Annotated in this window: 22 protein-coding genes and 1 pseudogene; 6 read left to right on the top strand and 17 right to left on the bottom strand. The window is 40.6% G+C overall.

Translation table 11 applies throughout. The features are described 5' to 3' along the window. Positions 1-273: 273 nt before the first annotated feature. Entirely contained in the window at positions 274-1,335 is a 1,062-nt protein-coding gene (locus PRIP_RS07465; RefSeq protein WP_036100599.1) for an Mrp/NBP35 family ATP-binding protein, read from the bottom strand. Between the two features lie 419 nt (positions 1,336-1,754). Here PRIP_RS07465 and PRIP_RS07470 point away from each other — a divergent pair, with 419 nt between their 5' ends. Continuing rightward, positions 1,755-1,955 carry a cold-shock protein gene (locus PRIP_RS07470; RefSeq protein WP_036061193.1) on the top strand — a complete coding sequence of 67 codons (201 nt, stop codon included), beginning with the start codon at positions 1,755-1,757 and terminating at the stop codon, positions 1,953-1,955. A 298-nt stretch (positions 1,956-2,253) separates the two neighbouring features. Here the strand turns inward: PRIP_RS07470 and PRIP_RS07475 are convergent, their stop codons facing one another. From PRIP_RS07475 to PRIP_RS07500, 6 genes are all read right to left on the bottom strand, one after another. After that, positions 2,254-4,143 (bottom strand): LTA synthase family protein, encoded by a 1,890-nt coding sequence (locus tag PRIP_RS07475; RefSeq protein WP_052008804.1) that lies wholly within the window; start codon positions 4,141-4,143, stop codon positions 2,254-2,256. A gap of 210 nt (positions 4,144-4,353) precedes the next feature. Continuing rightward, positions 4,354-4,782, bottom strand: coding sequence for a DUF3284 domain-containing protein (locus PRIP_RS07480; RefSeq protein WP_036100600.1), 429 nt, complete (start codon positions 4,780-4,782; stop codon positions 4,354-4,356). A 14-nt stretch (positions 4,783-4,796) separates the two neighbouring features. Beyond that, a complete protein-coding gene (locus PRIP_RS07485; protein ID WP_036100601.1) occupies positions 4,797-4,976 on the bottom strand; it encodes an LPXTG cell wall anchor domain-containing protein in 180 nt (59 codons plus the stop codon). After that, positions 4,977-5,198 (bottom strand): hypothetical protein, encoded by a 222-nt coding sequence (locus tag PRIP_RS07490; protein ID WP_036100603.1) that lies wholly within the window; start codon positions 5,196-5,198, stop codon positions 4,977-4,979. A 220-nt stretch (positions 5,199-5,418) separates the two neighbouring features. Then, on the bottom strand, positions 5,419-6,780 hold the full coding sequence (locus PRIP_RS07495; RefSeq protein WP_036100604.1) for a PTS sugar transporter subunit IIC: 1,362 nt from the start codon (positions 6,778-6,780) through the stop codon (positions 5,419-5,421). 490 nt (positions 6,781-7,270) lie between these two features. Continuing rightward, positions 7,271-8,605 (bottom strand): 6-phospho-beta-glucosidase, encoded by a 1,335-nt coding sequence (locus PRIP_RS07500; protein ID WP_036087545.1) that lies wholly within the window; start codon positions 8,603-8,605, stop codon positions 7,271-7,273. Positions 8,606-8,755: 150 nt separating this feature from the next. On the opposite strand from PRIP_RS07500, the gene PRIP_RS07505 reads away from it, so the two are divergent. After that, positions 8,756-9,727, top strand: coding sequence for a LacI family DNA-binding transcriptional regulator (locus tag PRIP_RS07505; RefSeq protein WP_036100606.1), 972 nt, complete (start codon positions 8,756-8,758; stop codon positions 9,725-9,727). A gap of 23 nt (positions 9,728-9,750) precedes the next feature. On the opposite strand, the pseudogene PRIP_RS16705 reads toward PRIP_RS07505, so the two are convergent. From PRIP_RS16705 to PRIP_RS07530, 6 genes and pseudogenes are all read right to left on the bottom strand, one after another. Further along, a pseudogene (locus tag PRIP_RS16705) lies at positions 9,751-10,120 on the bottom strand (DUF1304 domain-containing protein). Continuing rightward, positions 10,117-10,572 carry a MarR family winged helix-turn-helix transcriptional regulator gene (locus PRIP_RS07510; RefSeq protein WP_036100607.1) on the bottom strand — a complete coding sequence of 152 codons (456 nt, stop codon included), beginning with the start codon at positions 10,570-10,572 and terminating at the stop codon, positions 10,117-10,119. The pseudogene PRIP_RS16705 and the gene PRIP_RS07510 overlap by 4 nt, the downstream one beginning before the upstream one ends. A 130-nt stretch (positions 10,573-10,702) precedes the next feature. Then, complete coding sequence (locus tag PRIP_RS07515; protein WP_036100609.1) at positions 10,703-12,058, bottom strand: PFL family protein; 1,356 nt, start codon at positions 12,056-12,058, stop codon at positions 10,703-10,705. Positions 12,059-12,075: 17 nt separating this feature from the next. Beyond that, entirely contained in the window at positions 12,076-12,342 is a 267-nt protein-coding gene (locus PRIP_RS07520) for an ACT domain-containing protein (RefSeq protein WP_036100610.1), read from the bottom strand. Between the two features lie 144 nt (positions 12,343-12,486). Beyond that, complete coding sequence (locus PRIP_RS07525) at positions 12,487-13,617, bottom strand: globin domain-containing protein (RefSeq protein ID WP_036100612.1); 1,131 nt, start codon at positions 13,615-13,617, stop codon at positions 12,487-12,489. A gap of 73 nt (positions 13,618-13,690) precedes the next feature. Then, the gene (locus PRIP_RS07530) at positions 13,691-14,443 is read right to left on the bottom strand and encodes a MurR/RpiR family transcriptional regulator (RefSeq protein ID WP_036087535.1); all 753 of its coding nucleotides are present in this window, start codon (positions 14,441-14,443) and stop codon (positions 13,691-13,693) included. A gap of 228 nt (positions 14,444-14,671) precedes the next feature. On the opposite strand from PRIP_RS07530, the gene PRIP_RS07535 reads away from it, so the two are divergent. Then, positions 14,672-15,994 carry a 6-phospho-beta-glucosidase gene (locus tag PRIP_RS07535; RefSeq protein WP_036100615.1) on the top strand — a complete coding sequence of 441 codons (1,323 nt, stop codon included), beginning with the start codon at positions 14,672-14,674 and terminating at the stop codon, positions 15,992-15,994. 155 nt (positions 15,995-16,149) lie between these two features. Further along, positions 16,150-16,761, top strand: a complete 612-nt coding sequence (locus tag PRIP_RS07540) for an immunoglobulin-like domain-containing protein (protein ID WP_036100616.1) — start codon at positions 16,150-16,152, stop codon at positions 16,759-16,761. A 47-nt stretch (positions 16,762-16,808) separates the two neighbouring features. On the opposite strand, the gene PRIP_RS07545 is transcribed toward PRIP_RS07540, so the two are convergent. From PRIP_RS07545 to PRIP_RS18220, 3 genes are read right to left on the bottom strand one after another with little or no spacing between them, the layout of a single operon-like run. Further along, complete coding sequence (locus PRIP_RS07545) at positions 16,809-17,405, bottom strand: hypothetical protein (RefSeq protein ID WP_149023786.1); 597 nt, start codon at positions 17,403-17,405, stop codon at positions 16,809-16,811. A gap of 13 nt (positions 17,406-17,418) precedes the next feature. After that, positions 17,419-17,697, bottom strand: coding sequence for a hypothetical protein (locus PRIP_RS17300; RefSeq protein WP_173400777.1), 279 nt, complete (start codon positions 17,695-17,697; stop codon positions 17,419-17,421). Next, complete coding sequence (locus tag PRIP_RS18220; RefSeq protein WP_077912946.1) at positions 17,630-17,911, bottom strand: acyltransferase family protein; 282 nt, start codon at positions 17,909-17,911, stop codon at positions 17,630-17,632. The genes PRIP_RS17300 and PRIP_RS18220 overlap by 68 nt, the downstream gene beginning before the upstream one ends. Before the next feature lie 163 nt (positions 17,912-18,074). On the opposite strand from PRIP_RS18220, the gene PRIP_RS07555 reads away from it, so the two are divergent. After that, entirely contained in the window at positions 18,075-18,938 is an 864-nt protein-coding gene (locus tag PRIP_RS07555; RefSeq protein WP_036100621.1) for an alpha/beta hydrolase, read from the top strand. Positions 18,939-19,103: 165 nt separating this feature from the next. Here the strand turns inward: PRIP_RS07555 and PRIP_RS07560 are convergent, their stop codons facing one another. Next, on the bottom strand, positions 19,104-20,156 hold the full coding sequence (locus PRIP_RS07560) for an ROK family protein (protein ID WP_206538194.1): 1,053 nt from the start codon (positions 20,154-20,156) through the stop codon (positions 19,104-19,106). A gap of 174 nt (positions 20,157-20,330) precedes the next feature. Between PRIP_RS07560 and PRIP_RS07565 the strand changes: the two genes are divergently transcribed. Continuing rightward, positions 20,331-21,149, top strand: a complete 819-nt coding sequence (locus PRIP_RS07565) for a purine-nucleoside phosphorylase (RefSeq protein ID WP_036100622.1) — start codon at positions 20,331-20,333, stop codon at positions 21,147-21,149. Positions 21,150-21,211: the final 62 nt, after the last annotated feature.

The following is a 21,211-nucleotide window of genomic DNA, read 5'->3' on the forward strand; positions in this document are numbered from 1 at the left end:
CTGAGCCAGGATCAAACTCTCTTTAAAAGTTCGTTTGAATACTTATTCAACACCGTGAATAAGATCCTTGCGTCAAATTGACTTCGCTAGCAAATAATTTTACTAGTTGTTTGTTTGGAAATAGCTTTCTATTTCCGCCCTGCGATTCTTACCTGAAAACATTGCTGTTTTCTTGGCTTTATCTTTGTTTTTTGTTCAGTTTTCAAAGAGCAATCTTAATATGTTGCGGTTTGCATCATGTGCATCAGCAACGTTTATAAATATACCAACTATTTATCTATTCGTCAATACTTTTTTGCATATTTTTATTATAAATGTTTGATTTATTTTTTTTGCTAGGGTTAGGAAATGTTTACCTAGCGGTGTGTTTTCTTCGTATATGCCTGATAAATAGCCATTCTTGTTTTGTTCGGGTTGCTCAATTGGGAAGGTTATTAATAGTTCTGTTTTTAGAGTCCGGGCTACTTTTTCTCCGCCTCCTTGTCCGAATAAATATATTTTTTCGCCTGATTCGGATAAATAGTAGGATAAATTCTCTATAACGCCTAAAATATGGTGGTTATTTTTTTGTGCCATGATGCCAGCTCGGGATGCTACGGTGGCTGCTGCGTGATGTGGTGTAGTTACGATGATTTCGTTGCAGGATGGTAATAGTGTGTGGATGTCTAGAGCTACATCGCCAGTCCCTGGTGGAAGGTCAATGATTAAGTAGTCCGGAGCGTCCCATTTAACGTCTTCTAGGAACATCTTTATCATTTTTCCTAACATCGGGCCACGCCAAATAACTGGTTCGCCTTCGTCAACGAAAGATTCCATGGAGACTAGTTGGATACCATATGTAGTGACTGGAATGATTTTCTCGTCTTTGGTTGTTGGGCTTTCGGATGTGCCTAGTAGAACTGGAAGGCTGAAGCCATATATGTCTGCGTCTAGTAAACCGACTTTTTTTCCTAGGCGTCTTAGTGATACTGCTAGGTTGGCTGCGATGGTCGATTTGCCGACACCGCCTTTGCCACTGGCTATTGCGATAAATTGTGTTTTGCTTTCTGGGGATAGGATGTTGTTTCTTCCCTCTATTATTTTTTCAACTTTTGATGTTGGGAGGTAGCTTAGTTCTAAGTGGATTTCTTCGTGTCCGAATTGGCTTAGTAGGTCCGTGATGTTCGTAGTGAATTCTTCTGTTTGTTGTTCTGGATCTGCTAGTGCAATTTCTAGTGTTGTGCCTGCTTCTGTTGCACTAACTTCTATTATCCCGTCTGTTTCTAATAATGTTGCTTCTAAGACTGGGTCAATGATGCGTTCAAGTAATTTAGTGATTTGTTGTTCATTAAGCATTTCTGTGGCCTCCCAATTATTGTTACTCCAAAAACATTAAGCGCTTTCTAAAGTATAGCATAATTCGCCATTCTTTCGCGAGGTTTTTGCATATAATGAAGGTTATCGTCTTTTTACCTTTGAAAATTTAAGGTTGCACTTATATTATGGTTAACTGAAACACACTCATAGGGAGGTTTGTGAATCAGAGTTTAGAGAAAATGCGACATTTAGCTGATACTCATAACCTGCTGCAACTGTCTAAAGATCTTTTTTGGAGGGAAAAAGGTTATTTGTTTGCTTTATTTGAAAAACCATGGTATATTTAACTAGACTTATTTTTGTTGGTGAAGAAATGATTAGTGAATAACTTTCCACTTCGTACCGCTAAGCAGGAATAGTAATATTATGTGCCAGTGTGCACGAGGAGGAATTTTGATATGGAAACAGGTACAGTAAAATGGTTTAACGGTGAAAAAGGTTTTGGCTTTATCGAACGCGAAAACGGTGACGATGTATTCGTACATTTCAGCGCTATCCAAGGTGAAGGCTTCAAATCTTTAGACGAAGGTCAAAAAGTTACTTTTGACGTAGAAGAAGGTCAACGTGGACCTCAAGCTGCTAACGTTGAAAAAGCGTAATTTTAGCTGACTTAGAAAAGAGTGCTCATTTATGAGTACTCTTTTTTTTGCGTACATAAAAGGAAATGCGATAATCTGTAATCGCACTTCCTATTAGTATGGATATTCATGTTTTGCGGAGGTTTCGAATTCTTCTACGGAATTGATTTTATTGTTTTTGAAAGCAATGATACTCACAGCATCAAACTGGTCTTTTTCTTCGTTTTATAATCATTTGATGTTTATTTCGAGAAATCCAGCCGGTGAAGTAGGCTTCGACGATTTGTTTGTATGTTGCGTTCATTTCAAAACACTCCCCTTACCTATCCTTAAACATGCTTGTTTTTGCGTAGCTTTTACCGCTTATGAGGTCGTATTGCACCATTTTGTAGTCTGCTAAGTACTCTTTGGCTTTGGTGGACAATTGGTCTTCGATGATTGTTTTGTTGTGATTGTCAATTAATACATTCTTTTCCAAGCCTTGGACTTGTTGACTCATTTCGGTTAGCAATGCATAGTAAGGCGATACTTTACTGTTTGTTAGTTCTAGCATTTTTGGTGCAAAATAGATTGGGCTGATGGTGCCGTAGTCTTTTTTCGGTAAGTCAAAATTGGCGTACATGAACATTGGTGTTTCGTGCATCGTTCGTTCTGTGTTCTGATTGACGATTTCTTCTGGGAAAACGCTTGGCAGATGATCTCCCCAAAAAACAACCATTGTTTTCTTGTTTAAATGTTTTAGCTGGGTGATGAAGTCTTTTAGTGCATCGTCGGAGTACTTAATGCCTTGTAGATAAGTTTGAACAGTTTGTTTGTTTTCTTCGGGAACGCCTTCTACTGCAATGGTATTTGTGTATTTATCCCAGTAAGTCATGTGATTTTGCATGGTGACAAGGTGTATAAACATTGATTTGTCGCTTGCTTTTAGTTGGTCCAGTGTTTCTTGGTAGGCTGATGCGTCAGATATATATTCGCTATCATCCAATTTCTTTGTATGCACCATCTCGTCCCGGCTGATGAATTTGTCGAACTGTAACGCGTTGTATACGTCTGTTCGGCGGTAAAATGATGGCTTGAATGGGTGAATCGCGATAGTTTTATAGTTATTTTGTTCGAGTGAGCTGACTAATGATGGGAACTTTTCTTTTTGATATAGGAACATTTGGTAAGGTGATGTAATTTGTGGATTAATGTTATACATGGAAAGCCCTGTTAGTGCTTCAAATTCAATGTTTGCGGTGCCTCCTCCGTATCCTTGTGAAAGGCTATAACCTGATGGGTATTTCTCCATGATTTTGCGGGTTTCTGGAATCGGGTCTGAGGATGTTGCAACACCGTTTAGCCGATTTGGATCGCTAAAACTTTCACTCATAACATAAACAATATTGACATCGTCCATTGGTTTATTTTGACGTTTTTGATTAATTTCATCGGCGATTTTATCATATTTCTCAGTAATCTGCTTCATTTTTGCTTCACTGTAGCCCGCTGGTTTGTCCATAATGTTTGCTGTTGCGCTGTAGATAAGGCCACCAACGAAACCATATTGTTGGTAGCTTTCTTTTGGGTCCACGTCTTTCCATTGAGCATCAATATTGTAAGCTTTGCGGAGCCAGTTATCTGAGCTTTGAAAATTAGTTAAAGAGAACAGTAGAACGCCGCTGAACACGAGTCCGACTGCGCGAATTATAAGTGTTTTGCGGTCCCAATATTTAAAGTCGCGACCATAATATTTAGCGGATACTTTACGTGAATAACGATCTAAAACCCATGCAATAGCAATAATTACGGCGATTCCAATGAATAATAGAATGACAAGCCAGGTAGAGAGCATGGAAAGCATGAAACGCCATTGGGTAATCATTTCAAATTCTTGCGGGTAGAGCGGTTCGCCTCGTTCTAAAAACTTCTGATTGTTTGCAAATGCGACAACGATGGAGGTTCCTACGAGTATTGTCGTACTGGCCCATAGGTTACCAATAAGTGAAATTAAGAATAAATAAACGAGTAACAATACTAAAATGCCCAGCAAAAATGGGATTGGATAGGTTTTAATCATTTCAAATGTGTCAGATATATTAAAACCACTCAATGAGGCGTCGAGTAAGATATGTAAAAAAACGGATAGTATAAGTCCAAAGCCTAGCGTTCGAAGCGACCTCACTAGATATGGATGCTTGAGTTGCTTTCTTTTTTTTGGTGCAGTCATAATAAAATTCTCCTCTATAAGCAATAGCTCTGAATTTTCTCGTACTTCTTCTAAGATATTATACTACAGTGATATAAAGAATCCAATAGGAACGAGTAAGAGCAGTGAGACATGCCTCACTGCTCTTACTCTATATCAAAAAGCGATATTTCTTATTGATGGCACTTGGGATACCACAATTATTGGGGTAATACCGCCTAATGACCCCTTTTATTTGCTTGCTGTAATCACGGACGCTTCCATGGCTTTCAACAAACGTGTTACCCTTTTTTTCCTCAAAAACGCGAAAATGGTACCTACCAACATATTGTTCATTTTCTGCATCCACTTCTCAGCTTCAATCTCTTCTTTGTATGTGACTTCGCAAACATGGTCGCTAATTTCGGTAACTGTATAAGTTGTCCGATGTAAGTTCACGCGACTTGTTGTTTCGAATTGATATACATTTGGAAATTGAAATTCTGTAATCTTTGTTTCAACTGTGGCACCGTTGGACATTTTCCGGCGATACTTCAGCCCTTGTAGTTTTTGCATAGGTAGATTTTTTCCTGTCGCTTGTTTCACGTCGTAGATAACTGACTTAGCGATTGTATGAAAACACTCTTTTTGCGAGATGTATAGCTTTTTGGAAACGTTCATATTGCCATCTCCCTTTAGGATTTCTTATCTTTTTTCTTCTTCAAAAATACCATTAGCGCGCCTAAAATAACTACTAAAACACCAGTAAGCATCATTGGCAAATTCGTTGATGTACCGCCTAATGTCGGGCTGAATACGATGATGATTAAGCCAAGGCTCATTATAAATAGTCCGTTTGCTGCACTTCTCATCATCTACTCCACAGTAACCTGAAAGTAAAGAACAGCGCCAATATCCGTTGCTTTCATAACGTCTTTTGCAATTCTTGCAGCAGCTTCTTCATCTTCAGCTGTTGTTTCGAAATATAATTTAATCCCTTTTTCGTCTACCTTTTTAAAAGTGACACCATTTTCATTATATTTCTCCAATGTTTCTACAAAAAAATCACGTTTCATAGGACTACTAATTACGATCATTTTCATTACCTCCTTCAATATTACCTTTATTATACTTGTTTGGCGTGTGGAGTGTAAAGAATATCATCTAAACACAGATGCACATAATGGCCCGGCCTATCGCTAAGAATAGCACCGGACTAAAATTGGAAGCACGAGATAAGTCTATAAAACCTATTCTGTGCTACCGAACTCGAGCGGAGACGACAAGGCTGAGCGTCTGTCGTTCCGCTTGAGCAATTTAAGCTTTCATTTCCTCTTCTGGTATACCTACCTTGTTTGCTGTAATAACGAAAGGTACCCAGATTAAGAAGGCTATAATCATGTTTATTAAGGATATGACGGGTGCCATCCAGTCTCCCCCGGTTGCCAGGAATGAGTTTAGAAGCGGTGGCATTACCCAAACTACTGCAATTTTGACTGGGGCTACGAGACCCCATGCTGTTGCAAAGTAAGCGATTGTAACCATAACCATTGGTGCAATGATAAATGGAATTAGATAGATAGAGTTAAGCACGATCGGTAGACCGAACATGATCGGTTCATTGATGTTGAATATACCAGGCCCGAGTGACAGTTTCGCAACTGTTCGGGAATCCGCTCGTTTCGAGAACATAAGTAGTGCAATGATAAGTACCAATGTACCACCTGAACCACCCATCCATACGTAAGCGTCGAATGAACCACGAACCCATTGGTATGGAAGGTCTGAACCTGCAACACCTTTTGCAGCTTCGTTAATGTTGTTAAGTTGTGCTGTACCCCAAAGTGATTCTAGCACTGGAGCAAGTACGTTTGGTCCATGAATACCGAAGAACCATAGTAATTGAACTAAGAATGTTACTAATAATACCGCACCGTAACCTTGTGACAAGGCAAGTAATGGCTCTTGAATTGTTTTAGAAATCCAAGTGATAACATCAAAGCCAGTGATTTTAACGAACGACCAGTCGATGATCGCACAGATATAAAGTGCAACTAGTGCAGGAATGATAGCGGCAAATGCTTTACTTACTGCTGGCGGCACTGAATCAGGCATTTTGATTGTAATGTTAGCGCGCATTAATTTGGCATAAATAATAGTAGAAATAAAACCGAATAACATTGCTGTAAACAAGCCAGTACCGTTCACTTGATTAAGGTCAAGGAATCCCCAAACTGGTTGAATCATTGAAACGTCTGCTTTTGGATGAGCTGCTAAAATTGCATTTTTGATTGGATCTACTGCTACTGTTTGTGACAAGTTCATAACGAATGCTGCAAGTGAAACAAGTGCACCCGCTAAGCGGTCAACTTCATAGACCTTCGATAAGTTGTAACCTAGTGACACTGAGAATACTAAGGAAACGATTGCAAGTGTCGCCGCCCAAACATATCCATTCACTCCGATTAGTGGTTGCATGGCTTCAACAAAGCCCGTCCAACCCCATGACGTTGGAAAATCTCTAAAAAATGCGTTCAAAAGAACTGCGATTGAGCCGGCCATTGTGATAGGCATCGTTGAAATGAATGCATCACGAAGCGCGACTAAATGTTTTTGCGAGCCGATTTTAGCTGCAACTGGTACGAAATACTTTTCTAAAAAATTAGTTAGTCCGTTCATAATTATCCTCCCTATTTTGAAGCTTATTATGGTTTATCGGCATTCGTCGAACAATCCCGTGAACTTATACCCTTTTTTGATTCGTTCGTAAAACTTGGGATTATCTGATTTATGTCAGCTTCTAAAGTATTTGAATGCGAACAACCTCCATTCGACCTTTGAAGTGCTAGGGATTTCCTCCTCCCGTTTTCAAATTAAGGTTTTATGGATTCACTTAACTATAATGCAAAAAGCGTGCCAACTTTCAAATACATTAAAAAAACGTGGAAGCGCTTCATACAACAAGCTTCCCTTGTGAAAGTAAAACGTTTACACACATAAATGAAACTTGTGTAAACGCAAAAAAAAGCTGTACACACTTGCTATGTATAGACTTTTATTTTTTTCGATTTATTATATTCAGGAATTTAATTTCACAAACTCGCTATTTTGTACGAAATTTTGTTGCAAAAAAAGCACACAGATTTCATCCCTGCGTGCTTAAGATATTTTATGCTTCTACTTTTGTGAAGAATTGTGGTAGGTGTTCTTTGTGTGCTTCTAATAATTCATCAAGGACTGTTTGCGCGATATCGCCACTTGGAACTAATGGATTTAACGTGAAGGCTTGTAAGGCTGTGTCGTAATTGCCAGTTACCGCTGCTTCAATTGTTAACTCTTCCATTGCTTTCATCACTTGTAGCAAGCCGCGTTGTGCTGGCGGGAACTTTCCGAAGTTGACTGGTTCTGCACCGTGAGCGCGGATAACACTTGTGATTTCAATGGCGCTATCATAAGGAACATCGTCAATCGCTCCGTTATTACGTGTGGAAACGACCATCATTGTGCCTTTGTTATTGTAGATGGAGTTGATGATTTCGCATGCTGCGTCGCTGTAATGTGCTCCGCCGCGTTTTGCTAATTCTTCTGGTTTGTGGTCTAGGTTTGGATCTTTGTAAAGCTCGAATAAGCTTTCTTCTAAACGTTTTACAACTTGGCCACGGCTTCCTTCTGTTTTGAAGGCTTCTAGTTCTTCTTCAAGCATATTGTCAGTCATGTAGTAATAGCGGTGATATGGACATGGTAGCATTTTTAGATTGCGAACTTGTTCATATAGGAAGCGCATGTTTTTGATGTTTTCTACTACTTTTTCTGGGTTTGCATCTGGTGCGTAAAGGCCATCGATAACTTGTTCTGTTAGTTCTGTGCCGTCTTTGTCAAAAATGCGGTGCCAGTGTAAGTGGTTGATTCCAGCGAATTTGAAAAATAAATCTTCTTCTGGTTTTTTCAGGACGTCTGATGCGCTCTTGATTGCGCCGATTGGAACGTTACATAGACCGATAACTTTGTCCCATTTTCCGTAGCGAAGAACGGCTTCGGTTACCATTCCAGCTGGGTTTGTAAAGTTGATAAGCCAAGCGTTCGGGCATAGTTCTTTCATATCTTCTACGATTCCTAGAATAACTGGAATTGTACGGAAGGCTTTGAACATACCGCCTGCACCGTTTGTTTCTTGTCCAATAATGCCGTGGCTTAACGGAATGCTTTCGTCTTTAATACGTGCGTCAAGAAGACCTACGCGGAATTGTGTTGTTACGAAATCAGCGTCTTTTAATGCTTCGCGACGATCAAGTGTTAAATGTACTTCGCAGTCAATACCTGCTGCTTTTACCATACGTTTCGCCATTGCGCCAACGATTTCTAATTTTTCACGGCCTGCTTCGATGTCTACTAGCCATAATTCTCTGATTGGTAATTCGTCAAAACGTTTAATGAACCCTTCTACTAGTTCTGGAGTGTAGCTTGATCCTCCACCAATGGTAACGATTTTTACGCCTTTACTCATGTATACATACCTCCAAGAAATTTTATAAAGCGGTTTCTCTTGCTCTTCTTTATTGTATTCTATGTAATGCATTACAGGTCAAGGATTAATTCAAAACTTTTTTATTTTGGTTTTTGCGGTATACTAATTAAGGAAGAGGTGATGGTTTCGATGGCAAATATTCAAGATATTGCAAAACTGGCTGGGGTTTCTGCGGCGACGGTTTCGCGGGTTGTGAGTGGACGCGGTTATGTGAGTGATGAAACGCGGGCGCGGGTGCAGGAAATTGTAGATCAGCTCGATTATGCACCGAATCGTAACGCGGTTTCTTTGAAAAAGGGCAAAACAATGATGCTTGGTATCGTGGCTTTGACTTTTGATAATTCGATGGGGGTTTTTCTGCGGAGTTTTTCAATGGCGGCGCAGGAGGATGGATATAATGTGACGGTTTTCGTGACGAATGGGAGTAAGGAGCGGGAACTGGAGGCGCTTGAGATGTTGCGTCATAAGCAGTTGGATGCGCTTGTGTTTGTTTTGCGGCTCAGTCCTTGGGATGTGATTGAGAAATATGCGAAATATGGGCCGATTGTGACGTGGGAACGGGTGGAGTTGCAGAAAGTGGCTTCGGTTTTTATGGATCAGTATGATGGGTATATGTTGGGATTGGAGCATTTGTACGCGCAAGGATATCGCCGAATTGTGAATATTTACGGGCGAATGTCGGGGAAAAATACGCGTGGGCGGATGCGGGCTTTTGCTGATTTTTGTGAGAAGTATGAGCTTAATCCGAATGAGATGGAGCATTTTTATAATAAGGGACGGATTACGCATGGCGAGGAGATTGCGCACTGGTGGTTGGCGCAAGATGTGAAGGCAGATGCGATTTTGTGCCCGACGGATTATTTGGCTTCTGGGTTTATTGCGGAGGCGCGGCGAATTGGGATTCGGATTCCTGAGGATGTTGCGGTTGTCGGGTTTGATGATACGAATAATGTGGCGCGCTTGTTTGATATGACGACGATTCATTATCCGATTGATTTGCAGGCGGAAAATGCGTTTCGGATTATTTCGAATCGGTTAGATGATAAGAATGAGCCCTTACAGCATTTGGAATTTACACTTGTAGAACGAAAAACGACGTAACTTGTGTGTCGCGTCGTTTTCATCTATATAGAAATAATCGTTAGTATGAGTGCGATGATTGCTGGGATGCCTTGTGCGAAGAAAATTCGCTTGGACACTGTAGCGGCGCCGTATAATGCTGCGATGACGACACAACTTAAGAAGAAAAGTGCGATTTGTAAGCCAATTTGGGGGGGCGGGGTAAAGGACACTCCAGACGAGGCCGGCTGCTAGGAAGCCATTGTATAGGCCTTGATTGGCTGCGAGTTCTTTGGCGTTCTCAGCTTTTTCTTTTGTGATGTTAAAGGTTTTGAGTGTTCTTGGTTTTGTAAAGGCGAACATTTCGAAATACATAATGTAAAAGTGCATGAGGGCAACGATTACGATAAAAATGGGCGTTAGGATGGGAATCATTTTTTCTCTCCTTTTAGATGTTGTAGTTGGGTTAGTACTTGGGTTAATGTTTCTGTGATAGCTTCGATGGTTTCTGAGGATTGGGTTGCGAGTTGTTCTTGGGTGGTTTGATAAAATGGGAGGATCTCGATGCTTTGTTGGGCAAGTTCGATGCCTTTATTGGTGAGTGTAAGACTTGTTTCGCGACGGTCTTTCTTGGAAAATTCGCGCTTGATGTAGCCTTTTGTTACGAGCTGGTCGACTTGGGTGCTGGCGGTGCTTTTGGATAGGGATAGTTGGTCGATGACTTGTTTTAGCGTGCCGCCTTGGTGGAATTGAATTGTGTTGATGATTGCTAGTTGGTGGAATGTGACGCCAAGTTCGGATTCGTGTTGTTTGGTGATTTGGCTGAGGGCGTTGTTAATGCTGACGATGGCTTTGATGATATCGCCAGTTTGCTGTAGGGATGGCATGGTGCACCTCTTTTCTTTTTTTAGTTCATTTTAGAGTAGTTCTATTATGAACCATTGTAAATCAGGGTGCAATGTATTTGCTTGGTAAAAATAGAGCGAGGATGGTTGATGCGCGTCCTCGCTCTTGTGATTAGTTCTTGAAGGAATGGATTGGGGCTGGGATTCGGCCGCCGCGTGCGATGAAATCTGCGGATGAGTTTTGGTTGATTTTCATGACGGGGGCTGTTCCTAGTAGTCCGCCGAATTCGACCGTGTCGCCTACTTTTGTGCCTTTGGCTGGGATGATGCGAACAGCGGTTGTTTTGTTGTTGATGACACCAATCGCTGCTTCGTCGGCGATCATTGCGGCGATTGTCGTTGCTGGCGTGTCGCCTGGTATCGCAATCATGTCTAGTCCTACGGAACAGATGGCGGTCATTGCTTCTAGTTTTTCGAGATTGAGTGCGCCTGCGTTGACGGCTTCGATCATGCCGATGTCTTCGGAGACTGGGATGAAGGCGCCACTTAGTCCGCCGACGTGTCCGCATGCCATGACGCCGCCTTTTTTCACTGCGTCATTTAGGAGCGCTAGTGCTGCGGTTGTGCCGTGGGTACCGACCATTTCTAAGCCCATTTCTTCTAGTATGTGTGCCACGGAATCTCCAACGGCTGGTGTTGGTGCTAAGGAGAGGTCGACGATACCGAATGGGACGCCGAGTCGTTCGGACGCAACTTGTCCTACTAGTTCACCCATGCGTGTAATTTTGAAGGCGGTTTGTTTGACCATTTCGGCGACTTTATCGAAGCTCTCTCCTTTTACTTTTTCGATGGCGCGTTTTACGACACCTGGGCCGCTGACGCCTACATTGATAACGCAATCGGCCTCGCCAACGCCATGGAAAGCGCCTGCCATGAAGGGATTATCTTCTACTGCGTTAGCAAAAACGACTAATTTTGCGCAACCTAATCCTTGTGTGTCTGCTGTTAGTTCTGCGGTTTGTTTGATGACTTCGCCCATGTCGCGAACGGCATCCATGTTTATTCCTGTGCGTGTGGAGCCAATGTTAACAGATGAACATACATGCTCTGTTTGTGCTAATGCTTCTGGGATCGACTGAATCAGTATTTTGTCGCCTTTTGTGTACCCTTTTTCGACTAGTGCTGAAAAACCACCGATAAAATTGACACCCACTGTTCGTGCTGCTTCATCCAATGTTTTGGCGAACGCAACGTAATCTTTGTCGTCTGATGCGCCGGCAATGATGGCAATTGGTGTGACGGAAATACGTTTATTGATAATTGGAATGCCGTATTCGGATTCGATTTGTTCGCCGGTTTCGACTAATTTTGCGGCGTATGTAGTGATTTTTTTGTAGATGTTTGCGCGCGCTTTTTCCCCGTCGCTGTCTATGCAATCGAGCAGTGAGATTCCCATTGTAATCGTTCGGATATCCAGCTTTTCTTCTTCAATCATGCGGATTGTTTCTAATATTTGCTTTGTTTCCATATGAGCGGCACCTCCTCTTATAATTTATGCATTGAATTGAAAATTTCTTCGCGTTGGATGCTGATTTTAACGCCTAATTCTTCGCCTTTTTTTGCAAGGTGGCTTTTTATTTCGTCGAATGGTTGGGTCGTTGTGATATCTAGCATCATCATCATTGTGAAATATCCGTCCATAATGGTTTGGGATACGTCGAGAATGTTGATTTCAAGCGCGCTTAGTTCACCGGTCACGCCAGATATAATGCCCACTTTATCTTTACCTATTACTGTTAAAATTGCTTTCAAATTCTTCAGCTCCTTTTTTAATTGATAGGTTCTATTATACTTCTTATGCGGCAACATTTCACTAAGTATTTAGAAAAAAATAAATTTAATGATTTATAAACAAAAAATACCTGCTCAACGGGATAGCTAAGCAGGTATTTCAGTTTATTTTATTAGGCTGAGTGCTGGTTGGAAAGCTTCGAAGTGGATGTTTTTTTGCTCGTGACCTAGTTCTAGTAGTAATGCTTCGACTTCTTGCATGAAAGGCACTGGTCCGCATAAATAAATGGCAGAGCCTGATGGAACAAGTTTTTCGATGTCTGCTTTTGTTAGTTTTTTGCCAGCGAATTGGTGGTAGTGGCCGCCAAGTTGTGTTTGAAAGTCTTTGGAGAAGGCGGCGTATTCTTCGGAGCGCACGCAATGAATGAGTTCTAGTCCCTCTGGTTTGGTGAAGCTGTCAACCATTGCTGCTATTGGCGTGATCCCGATTCCTCCTGCGATGAATGTGTGCTGATTATTCGTAGTGTTTAGCGTGAAATCGCCTGCTGGTAAAGTTGCAAGAATTGTATCACCGATTTGAAAGTTTTCATAAATATGATTGGAAACAACGCCTGCTGGTTCATGTTCATTTTCGCGTTTGATTGCGACTTGATAGTATTTATTATTGAACGCTTTTGTTAGGCTGTACTGGCGATTATGGAAAAGCTGGTCCATTTTTACACGTAGGGATATGTATTGGCCAGGGCTAAAATCAAGCAGTTCACCACCATCATCACGCATCAAATTCAAAGTGAAGATATTTGGCGTGACATCTTGTTTATCGGTAATTTTGAACGGTATAAAATCTTGGTTTCGCGTATCACCGAGTGCATCGTACATTTCTTGTTCTACTTCGATGAAAATGTCAGCGATGATACCATAAGCTGCGCCCCATGCATCTAGGATTTCTGGTGTGGCTGCATCACCGAGATATTCTGCGATTCCTTTTAGTAAATATTCGCCAACGATTGGATAGTGCTCTGCTTTAATTGTCAGACTTCTATGTTTATGCGCGATTGTTTTGACTTGTGGTAGGAGAACTTCTAATCGCTCGATATTTTCGGCTGCTAAATAGACCGTGTTGGCTAGTGCCAGTGGTTGTGTGCCGATTTCTTGGTTAGTCATGTTGAAATAATTTAATAACTCCGGATGTGCTGCGAACATTTTTTTGTAAAAGATAGATGTAATTTCTTTCCCATGTTCTTTCAAAAGTGGCGCCGTTGATTTTACGATTTGTTTTTGTTCTTCTGTTATCATGATTCAGTCCCCCTAAAAAATGGTATACATCTATTCTAACACAGTGCGCAAGGCATTTTTCTCATGGTTTTCCCTATTTTTCTTCGCGGTCTATCTGGGTTCTGATTTCGCGAGCAATGCATTCGATTGTATAAACGGCTGGGAGTTGGGATGTGATGTCGGCTTCTTGGTACATTTCTTTGTTGATGTAGTATGGGATGTTAGCATCGGACAGTTTTGCCATTGTTGATTTTGCGCTGTTGGTGATGGTGATAATTTTGCATTTCTGGGTTTTTAGTTGGTGAATGTATTTAATGAGATCTTCATTTTCGCCTGACACGGAGATCGCGATGAGACAGATTTTGTCGGATATTTTGCTAGACAAGTGGTAAAATGGGTGGTTCAGCGGATCTTCGATGTGTAGCGCCAACGTGAACAAAGAGGAGAAATAGAGCGCGCCATATTCAGCGATAATTCCGGATGCCCCGATGCCAACAAATAAAACTAACTCCGCATCGCGTAAAATTTTCGCAGATTGAGCAATATTGGCCTTGAATTCAGGTTGAGCTGTGCGTTTTAGAAAATCAATATACGTTGTCTCATCCGACATGTCCACACTTATTTTCGTCCGATTCTGCGCATACATTTGCAACTTCACACGAAACTCAGAAAAACCGTTACACCCAAACTTCCGACAAAATCTTAAAATCGTCGTTGTGCTAACATGTGTTGCATCGGCTAAATCTCGTATCCGCATATAAATGACCGTGTCCAAATTGCCAACTACATAGTGGTAAATTGTCATTTCTGTATCGTTTAGTTCGATTGTTTTGTCTAAAAAAAGCATATAACAATGCCTCCTAATCCAGCTTTATACCGATATTTTATCATGTTTAACACACATGTGACAACCCGTTACACAAAAGTAACAAATTCCATCTTCAAAAATCCTTACCAAATAATCATTAAATCGTAGCTATTTTTTCATTTTCGTCCTATACTATGGAGGAAGAAAGCGTAAAGCAAATTGTGAACTTGTCGTGAGTTCAAATCTATTCTATTGGAGGAAATATTGATGTCTAAAGGTATCAAAATCGCTACAATTGGTGGCGGCTCAAGCTATACTCCCGAATTAATTGAAGGTTTTATCAAACGTCAAAATGAATTACCCGTCCGTGAAATCTGGCTTGTAGACGTTCCTGCCGGTAAAGAGAAATTAGAAATCGTTGGTAACTTAGCGAAACGCATGGTTGAAAAAGCTGGTGCGGATATCGAGATTCATTTAACAATGGATCGTGAAGAAGCGCTAAAAGATGCTGATTTCGTTACAACACAATTACGCGTTGGTCAATTAGATGCGCGTGTGAAAGACGAACGTATTCCGAATTCTCATGGTGTTGTCGGACAAGAAACAAACGGCCCTGGTGGTATGTTTAAAGGTTTCCGCACAATTCCCGTTATTTTAGACATTTGTAAAGATATGGAGCGTCTATGCCCTAAAGCATGGTTAATCAACTTCGCGAACCCTGCTGGAATGGTAACAGAAGCCGTTCTTCGTTACAGCAATATCAAAAAAGTTGTCGGCTTATGTAACGGCCCAATTGGCATCGAGAAAAATATTGCGGATATTCTAGGCGTTGACCACAGCGAAATTTACGTAGAATTTGTCGGCTTAAATCATATGGTTTTTGCAAAAACAGTTTATAAAGATGGCGAAGATGTAACTGCTGAAGTCGTTACAAAAATGACAGAAGGCGAATCTGGTTCTACTTTGAAAAACATTAATGCCACTGGTTGGGACGCAACGTTCTTACGTACTTTAAACATGATTCCAATCGACTACTTGCGCTACTACTGGCAAACACGTACACAACTGGAAGATCAACAAGCTGCCTACGAAAAACACGGTACACGTGCAGAAGTCGTAAAACGCGTAGAAGCAGAACTTTTCGAGCTGTACAAAGATGTTGATTTAGCGGAAAAACCAAAACAATTGGAACAGCGTGGCGGTGCTTATTATAGTGAAGCTGCTTGTAACTTGATTAACTCGATTTACAATGATAAACGCGATATTCAAATTGTAAATACACGAAACAACGGTGCCATTTTGGACATCGATCCAGATTCTGCGATTGAAACAAACTGCGTGATTACACGTCAAGGTCCCATTCCACTAGCAAGCGGTCACCTTCCTGTTGCAATCAATGGCATCATCCAACAAATCAAAACAGTAGAACGCCTAACAGCCGAAGCAGCAGTGACTGGCGACTACGATAAAGCATTGCTAGCACTAACCGTAAACCCTCTAGTACCAAGTGATACCGATGCACGTGTCTTGCTTGACGAATTACTAGAAGCACACAAAGAACATTTACCACTTTTCTTCAAAAATAAATAAGTATGCTAAAAGAGGCCTAGCATTTTACTGTTTGGCCTCTTTTATTTGTGACAAAAAATACACAAATAGTACGTATTCATGTGCACTATTTAACACCTTTTCATCCAGTCTCACTGTATAATACTATTATAAGATTACTAGGAGTGAAAACAAACATGTATAAAAAATTAACCACAACAGCCCTCGTTACATCCGCCGTCCTACTATTACTTCCAACTAGCCTCGCGCATCGCAATGTCAAAGCAAAAACAATTCCTCAAAAATCCGAATTATTAATTTCCGGAAGCGACCGCATCAAAGGGATTTCTTTGCATGCCCATCGCTATTTCGTTGAGAAAAACACCTTTTTCGATCCGATGATGCCACCAATTTCGTTAACTGCTTACGACGATGATAACCATATCGATTTAACCCCTTCGATTCTAGTAACCGAAAACGATGTCGATACAAGCAAAGTTGGAACTTACCACGTGACCTACCGCGCTATTGCCCCAGATGGTCGTTGGAAAGAACGCCGAGTTGAAGTAAATGTCGTTGCTAAGCCAATTATCGAAGCACAAGATACGACTATTACGCGCGGTACTGATTTTGATTTCATAAAAAATGTGTCGGCTTTTGATGAGCTTGCAGGTGACATCCGGATTTTCCTTCATGTGAAGGCCAGTGATTTAAATACAAATTTACCCGGAAAATATTTCATAACGTACACCGCTTCGAATTTCTATGGCTTAACTACTGAAAAAACGATTTATGTGACAGTGAAATAAGAAAGAGTTTGAGCATTCATCCAGATTGATGGCGCTCAAACTCTTTTTTATATTCCACCAGCCGGAGATTCCGGTAACTTAAACTCAGATGGTTTCTTTCTGATAAATAATCCTTTTATACCACCAAATAGAACAGCAATCAAGTATGAAATAAGAAAGATAATAATACTCATCACTGGAATCGCCCAGGCTAAGTGATTTTCCACTGGAATCATCTCAGCAAAGAATTTGGTAACATAACGCAACACAATCAGATGCACAAAATAAATAAAGAAAATATGTGGTGTTATAGATCGTGATACATTCTGCAATACTCTGTTTCTTACATCAATCTTCATAAATAACATAAATAAAGAAATCGCGGCAATTACCACAAGGATAGATAAATAATCATAGAAATACAATGGCTTAAAATTAATGGTGTTCCGATGTCCTACCGCCCACCCCGTGCATAAATAAATTGTGACAGAACTCACTACAAAAAGGCCAAACCAAATAACTCTCTTCATCCTTAGAAAAATAGTGTTAGGCAAGCTATATCCAATAATAAAGTAACCTATATATACAAAAGTATTAAAGAGATTCGCGATAATCATATCCGTTCCGCTAAATGACAATAACGCCTCTAAAATACCAAATGCCAAAAAAGAAACACGCCTAGTAATAAAAAAAAACAATCTCTCCCATTCTGATTCGTATCGCTATTAATATTGGTGCAAGAATCTGCAAACCAATAAACATCGGCATAAACCATAAATGCCTTCCTAAATCATGGAAAAACAAATTATTAAATGCCCCCCATAAACCACCATTACTTATGAAAACAATAAAGCCACCCCAGCCACCGTGCTCCATACATTCAAAAAACTCATATAAAATCATCCAAATAATCGTTGGTACAATAAGACCTAGTGTAATTTTTTTGAAATATGTCACCAATTTTTTTTCTTTTTCGTAATGTAAAATAACCACTTAGAAGAACAAATAACGGAACCGCCGTTCTTGATATGGAATCGTAGAAATTAGCAATATCAAAATTCGTATTCATCTTTGGTGCATTAGCAATTAAGTATAGCGCAGACACATGAATCATAATAACCATTAAAATTGAAATACATCTTAGCAAATCTAAATTATCTTTTCTTTCCATTATTTTTCTCCCTTATATATAGATGAGTTAAAGGCTGGCGCTTCAATTTCGATAATACCACATAATGGAAAAAATCACAATAGCATGCCAAATATTTAGTTGTAGCGTGGCCTCTTCTATGCTAGACTTTACATAGTACGTATCAAGAAAGGACTTATCGCCCGTGAAAAAAACCGCCATAATCATTGTTCTACTCACCTTCTTGCTTAATGGTTGCAGTACGAACAAAATTACAGAGCAAGACATGAAAAACTTGCCTAATCTCTCTTCGCAAACCGCGCTTATTCTTGTTCATGGAACTGGCGGAAGTACAGATACATTTGACGGTTTTAGCGATGTTCTTATAGATGATTATCACACGTCCAACGAGCGTATTAAGCTTCATATTGGAACAGATGGTGCGCTAACTTATCACGGAACTTTTACTAAAAAAGCGCTACATCCGATTGTTCAAATAGGTTTTGCAGATAGTGTTGATGCAAGCATTACACAGCAAGCGGTTTGGCTAAGACTAGCGATGGAAGACTTGCAGAAGAAGTATAAATTCGTCGCGTTTGATGGTGTTGGTCATTCTAATGGTGGCCTCGTGTTGTCGACCTATATACAGAAATATGCCAAAACAGCGCCGACTTTAGAACGCCTTGTAGCCATTGGTTCACCGTACAATGACTTAGATCCCGACGACAATAAAGGCGATTTATCATTCACTGACGTTCCAAAAGCAACCCCGCTCTTGCAAAAATATGAAAAAAACCGTTCCAAAATTAATCCAGATTTACTCGTCCTTTCGATAGCTAGCAATATTGACGACGGCAGTTTCTCCGATGACATTGTCCCCGTCTTAAGTGCATTTGGCTCTCGTCTGATTTTCAAAAACGAGGCAAAAGCATACTTAGAAAGCTACTATAAAGGCGAAGAATACGATCACCGAACGCTATTCGCTAATCCCGATATCCAGAAAAAAATCGTCTGGTTTCTATACGAATATCCAGGTGATAAAAACGAAGTATCACTAGCAAAAGACTAGGCAGGAAAATCTCCCGTCTAGTTTTTTCATTCGCTCAAAAATCGCTCTAAAACCATTCCACCAGCACCTTGGGCCACAATTTCATACGATTCTTTCGCTGGATAAATCGTCGTCTTTATTTTTGGGAATGCTTGCAACCTATCCTCCACAGTACGTTTCACATTTTCAAAAAAAAGTTGCTTTCGGGACAAGCGTACCGCCGCAAACGACGGTATCTGGTTGTGTTGTCAAAATTAAATTCGATAACGCGATGCCGTAGTAATACGCCGCATTTTTTAAAATAACTTCGCACATCGCATCGCCTTGTTCTAATGCTTGGAAAATCGTGAAATAGTCCAGCGTATCAGGATTATCGGTTAGCTCGGATAGTAAAGATGGTTCGCCACGTTTTAGTTTTTGCTGGATTTCGGCTTTAATTGCTGGAAGTGAGCTGTATGTGTGCAGGCAACCATATGAGCCACAATAGCAACGGGAACCATTCGTATCAATGATTGTATGTCCAAATGCGTTTGTCATACCGCCTTGATCTGAATTCATCACGCCCGACTCGATTTTCGCGCTCCGTATTTCCATGTCGCCAGTCGTAAATAAAAAGCGTTCACTCGTTTGCGAGTAATGCAAGCGATACTCGGCCAACGCTGCGAAGTTTACTCCACTGCCAACCATGATATATGTCGGAATCTGCGTCTTCAAGTAGCTTTCAATATCCTCCCGCCGTACTTCCGTATCATTCACCTGATCAAAAAGGTCATCCACCGAAATTCCCACGCCTAAAATATCGGCCACTGATTTATCGTGTTCCTGCAGCAAATCCAATATTTGTTCGACAAACATATCTAATCGTTTATAAATCGATTTTTCTTCACCCATCTGGATTTTTTTATGGCCTATTTCTTTTAAATTCAAATCGGATAAAACAATTGTTGAATAAATATCCGTCACTTCTATGCCAATTAAGTAGGCTTGCTCTGGATTAATTCGATATAAAATCGGCTTGCGTCCTCCCGTCGAAACGCCAAGCTGATTACTGTTAATAAGACGATTTCTACTTAATTCATCAAGTAAGCGCGCACACGTTGCCGGCTTCATACCGGTTTGCGCAAGTAGCTCCTCAACGGTGATACCTTCTTGTTTGCGAATCAGATTATATAATGTTTTTAGCTTCTTAATTTTCGAATTTTGTGTAGTTCGGAACGACTCCAACATATTGCTGACCATCGCCATAACCCCCTCTTGTATAGTAAAAATGTATCAAATGCCCGCCAAAAAAGCAATTTCAAACTCTTTTTACCAAAACGAAAAAAAAGTTATTTACTTTCGGATTTATTCATGCTAAAATTACTTATGAAAGCGTTTTACAAATCAATTATTTATTACAAGGAGGATATTAACATGCATGAAATAAAACACATTAACGAGGCATTAACGTATATTGAGTCATTAACGGCGGTCAAACCTACTATCGGTATTATTTTAGGTTCTGGGCTTGGGCCATTTGCGGATACGATTGAGGATGCGATTCATATCCCTTATAACGACATTCCTCATTTTGCAAAATCGGGTGCTGTTGGACATGCGAATGAACTTGTTATCGGTACAATTGGCGGCAAACAAATCGTTGCAATGAAAGGCCGGTTCCATTATTATGAAGGCTTTCCGCTTGATGAAGTTACTTTCCCTGTTCGTGTTATGAGAGCCCTTGGTGTAGAGAAATTAATTATTACGAATGCTTGTGGCGCGGTGAATGTCGACTTTAATCCTGGTGATTTAATGTTGATTACCGATCATATTAACTTGACGGCTAACAATCCATTGATGGGGCCGAACAATCCCGAACTTGGCGTACGTTTCTTAGATGTTTCGGAAGTTTATAGTAAGCGTTTGCGCGGCATCGTGAAAGACGTTGCTAAAGCACAAAATGTAACTTTGCGTGAAGGTGTTTACGCTTGGTGGACTGGTCCGACATATGAAACGCCTGCGGAGATTCGAATGATTCGCGGTTTTGGTGCTGATGCAGTTGGAATGTCTACCGTTCCAGAAGCTCTAATTGCCCGCCATTCTGGGATTGAAACTGTTGGTATCTCTTGCTTAACGAATATGGCTTGCGGCATTCTTGACCAACCACTAAGCCACGACGAAGTTATCGAAACTGCCGAACGTGTAAAAGCTACTTTCTTAAAACTTGTTGCGGAAATTATTGAACGTTTCTGATTAACTACTTTTTATCAAAATAAAAATAAGTTTGTATAATTTTGGAGGGAGAAACATCATGG

Origin of the sequence: Paenilisteria riparia FSL S10-1204, from assembly GCF_000525995.1 — a bacterium.
GTDB classification, from domain to species: domain Bacteria; phylum Bacillota; class Bacilli; order Lactobacillales; family Listeriaceae; genus Listeria_A; species Listeria_A riparia.

Coding starts and splice junctions, on each gene's coding strand:
- PRIP_RS07465 (WP_036100599.1), bottom strand. CDS start 1,335: ATGCTTAATGAACAACAAATCACTAAATTACTTGAACGCATCATTGAC.
- PRIP_RS07470 (WP_036061193.1), top strand. CDS start 1,755: ATGGAAACAGGTACAGTAAAATGGTTTAACGGTGAAAAAGGTTTTGGC.
- PRIP_RS07475 (WP_052008804.1), bottom strand. CDS start 4,143: ATGACTGCACCAAAAAAAAGAAAGCAACTCAAGCATCCATATCTAGTG.
- PRIP_RS07480 (WP_036100600.1), bottom strand. CDS start 4,782: ATGAACGTTTCCAAAAAGCTATACATCTCGCAAAAAGAGTGTTTTCAT.
- PRIP_RS07485 (WP_036100601.1), bottom strand. CDS start 4,976: ATGATGAGAAGTGCAGCAAACGGACTATTTATAATGAGCCTTGGCTTA.
- PRIP_RS07490 (WP_036100603.1), bottom strand. CDS start 5,198: ATGATCGTAATTAGTAGTCCTATGAAACGTGATTTTTTTGTAGAAACA.
- PRIP_RS07495 (WP_036100604.1), bottom strand. CDS start 6,780: ATGAACGGACTAACTAATTTTTTAGAAAAGTATTTCGTACCAGTTGCA.
- PRIP_RS07500 (WP_036087545.1), bottom strand. CDS start 8,605: ATGAGTAAAGGCGTAAAAATCGTTACCATTGGTGGAGGATCAAGCTAC.
- PRIP_RS07505 (WP_036100606.1), top strand. CDS start 8,756: ATGGCAAATATTCAAGATATTGCAAAACTGGCTGGGGTTTCTGCGGCG.
- PRIP_RS07510 (WP_036100607.1), bottom strand. CDS start 10,572: ATGCCATCCCTACAGCAAACTGGCGATATCATCAAAGCCATCGTCAGC.
- PRIP_RS07515 (WP_036100609.1), bottom strand. CDS start 12,058: ATGGAAACAAAGCAAATATTAGAAACAATCCGCATGATTGAAGAAGAA.
- PRIP_RS07525 (WP_036100612.1), bottom strand. CDS start 13,617: ATGATAACAGAAGAACAAAAACAAATCGTAAAATCAACGGCGCCACTT.
- PRIP_RS07530 (WP_036087535.1), bottom strand. CDS start 14,443: ATGCTTTTTTTAGACAAAACAATCGAACTAAACGATACAGAAATGACA.
- PRIP_RS07535 (WP_036100615.1), top strand. CDS start 14,672: ATGTCTAAAGGTATCAAAATCGCTACAATTGGTGGCGGCTCAAGCTAT.
- PRIP_RS07540 (WP_036100616.1), top strand. CDS start 16,150: ATGTATAAAAAATTAACCACAACAGCCCTCGTTACATCCGCCGTCCTA.
- PRIP_RS18220 (WP_077912946.1), bottom strand. CDS start 17,911: ATGGAAAGAAAAGATAATTTAGATTTGCTAAGATGTATTTCAATTTTA.
- PRIP_RS07560 (WP_206538194.1), bottom strand. CDS start 20,156: ATGGTCAGCAATATGTTGGAGTCGTTCCGAACTACACAAAATTCGAAA.
- PRIP_RS07565 (WP_036100622.1), top strand. CDS start 20,331: ATGCATGAAATAAAACACATTAACGAGGCATTAACGTATATTGAGTCA.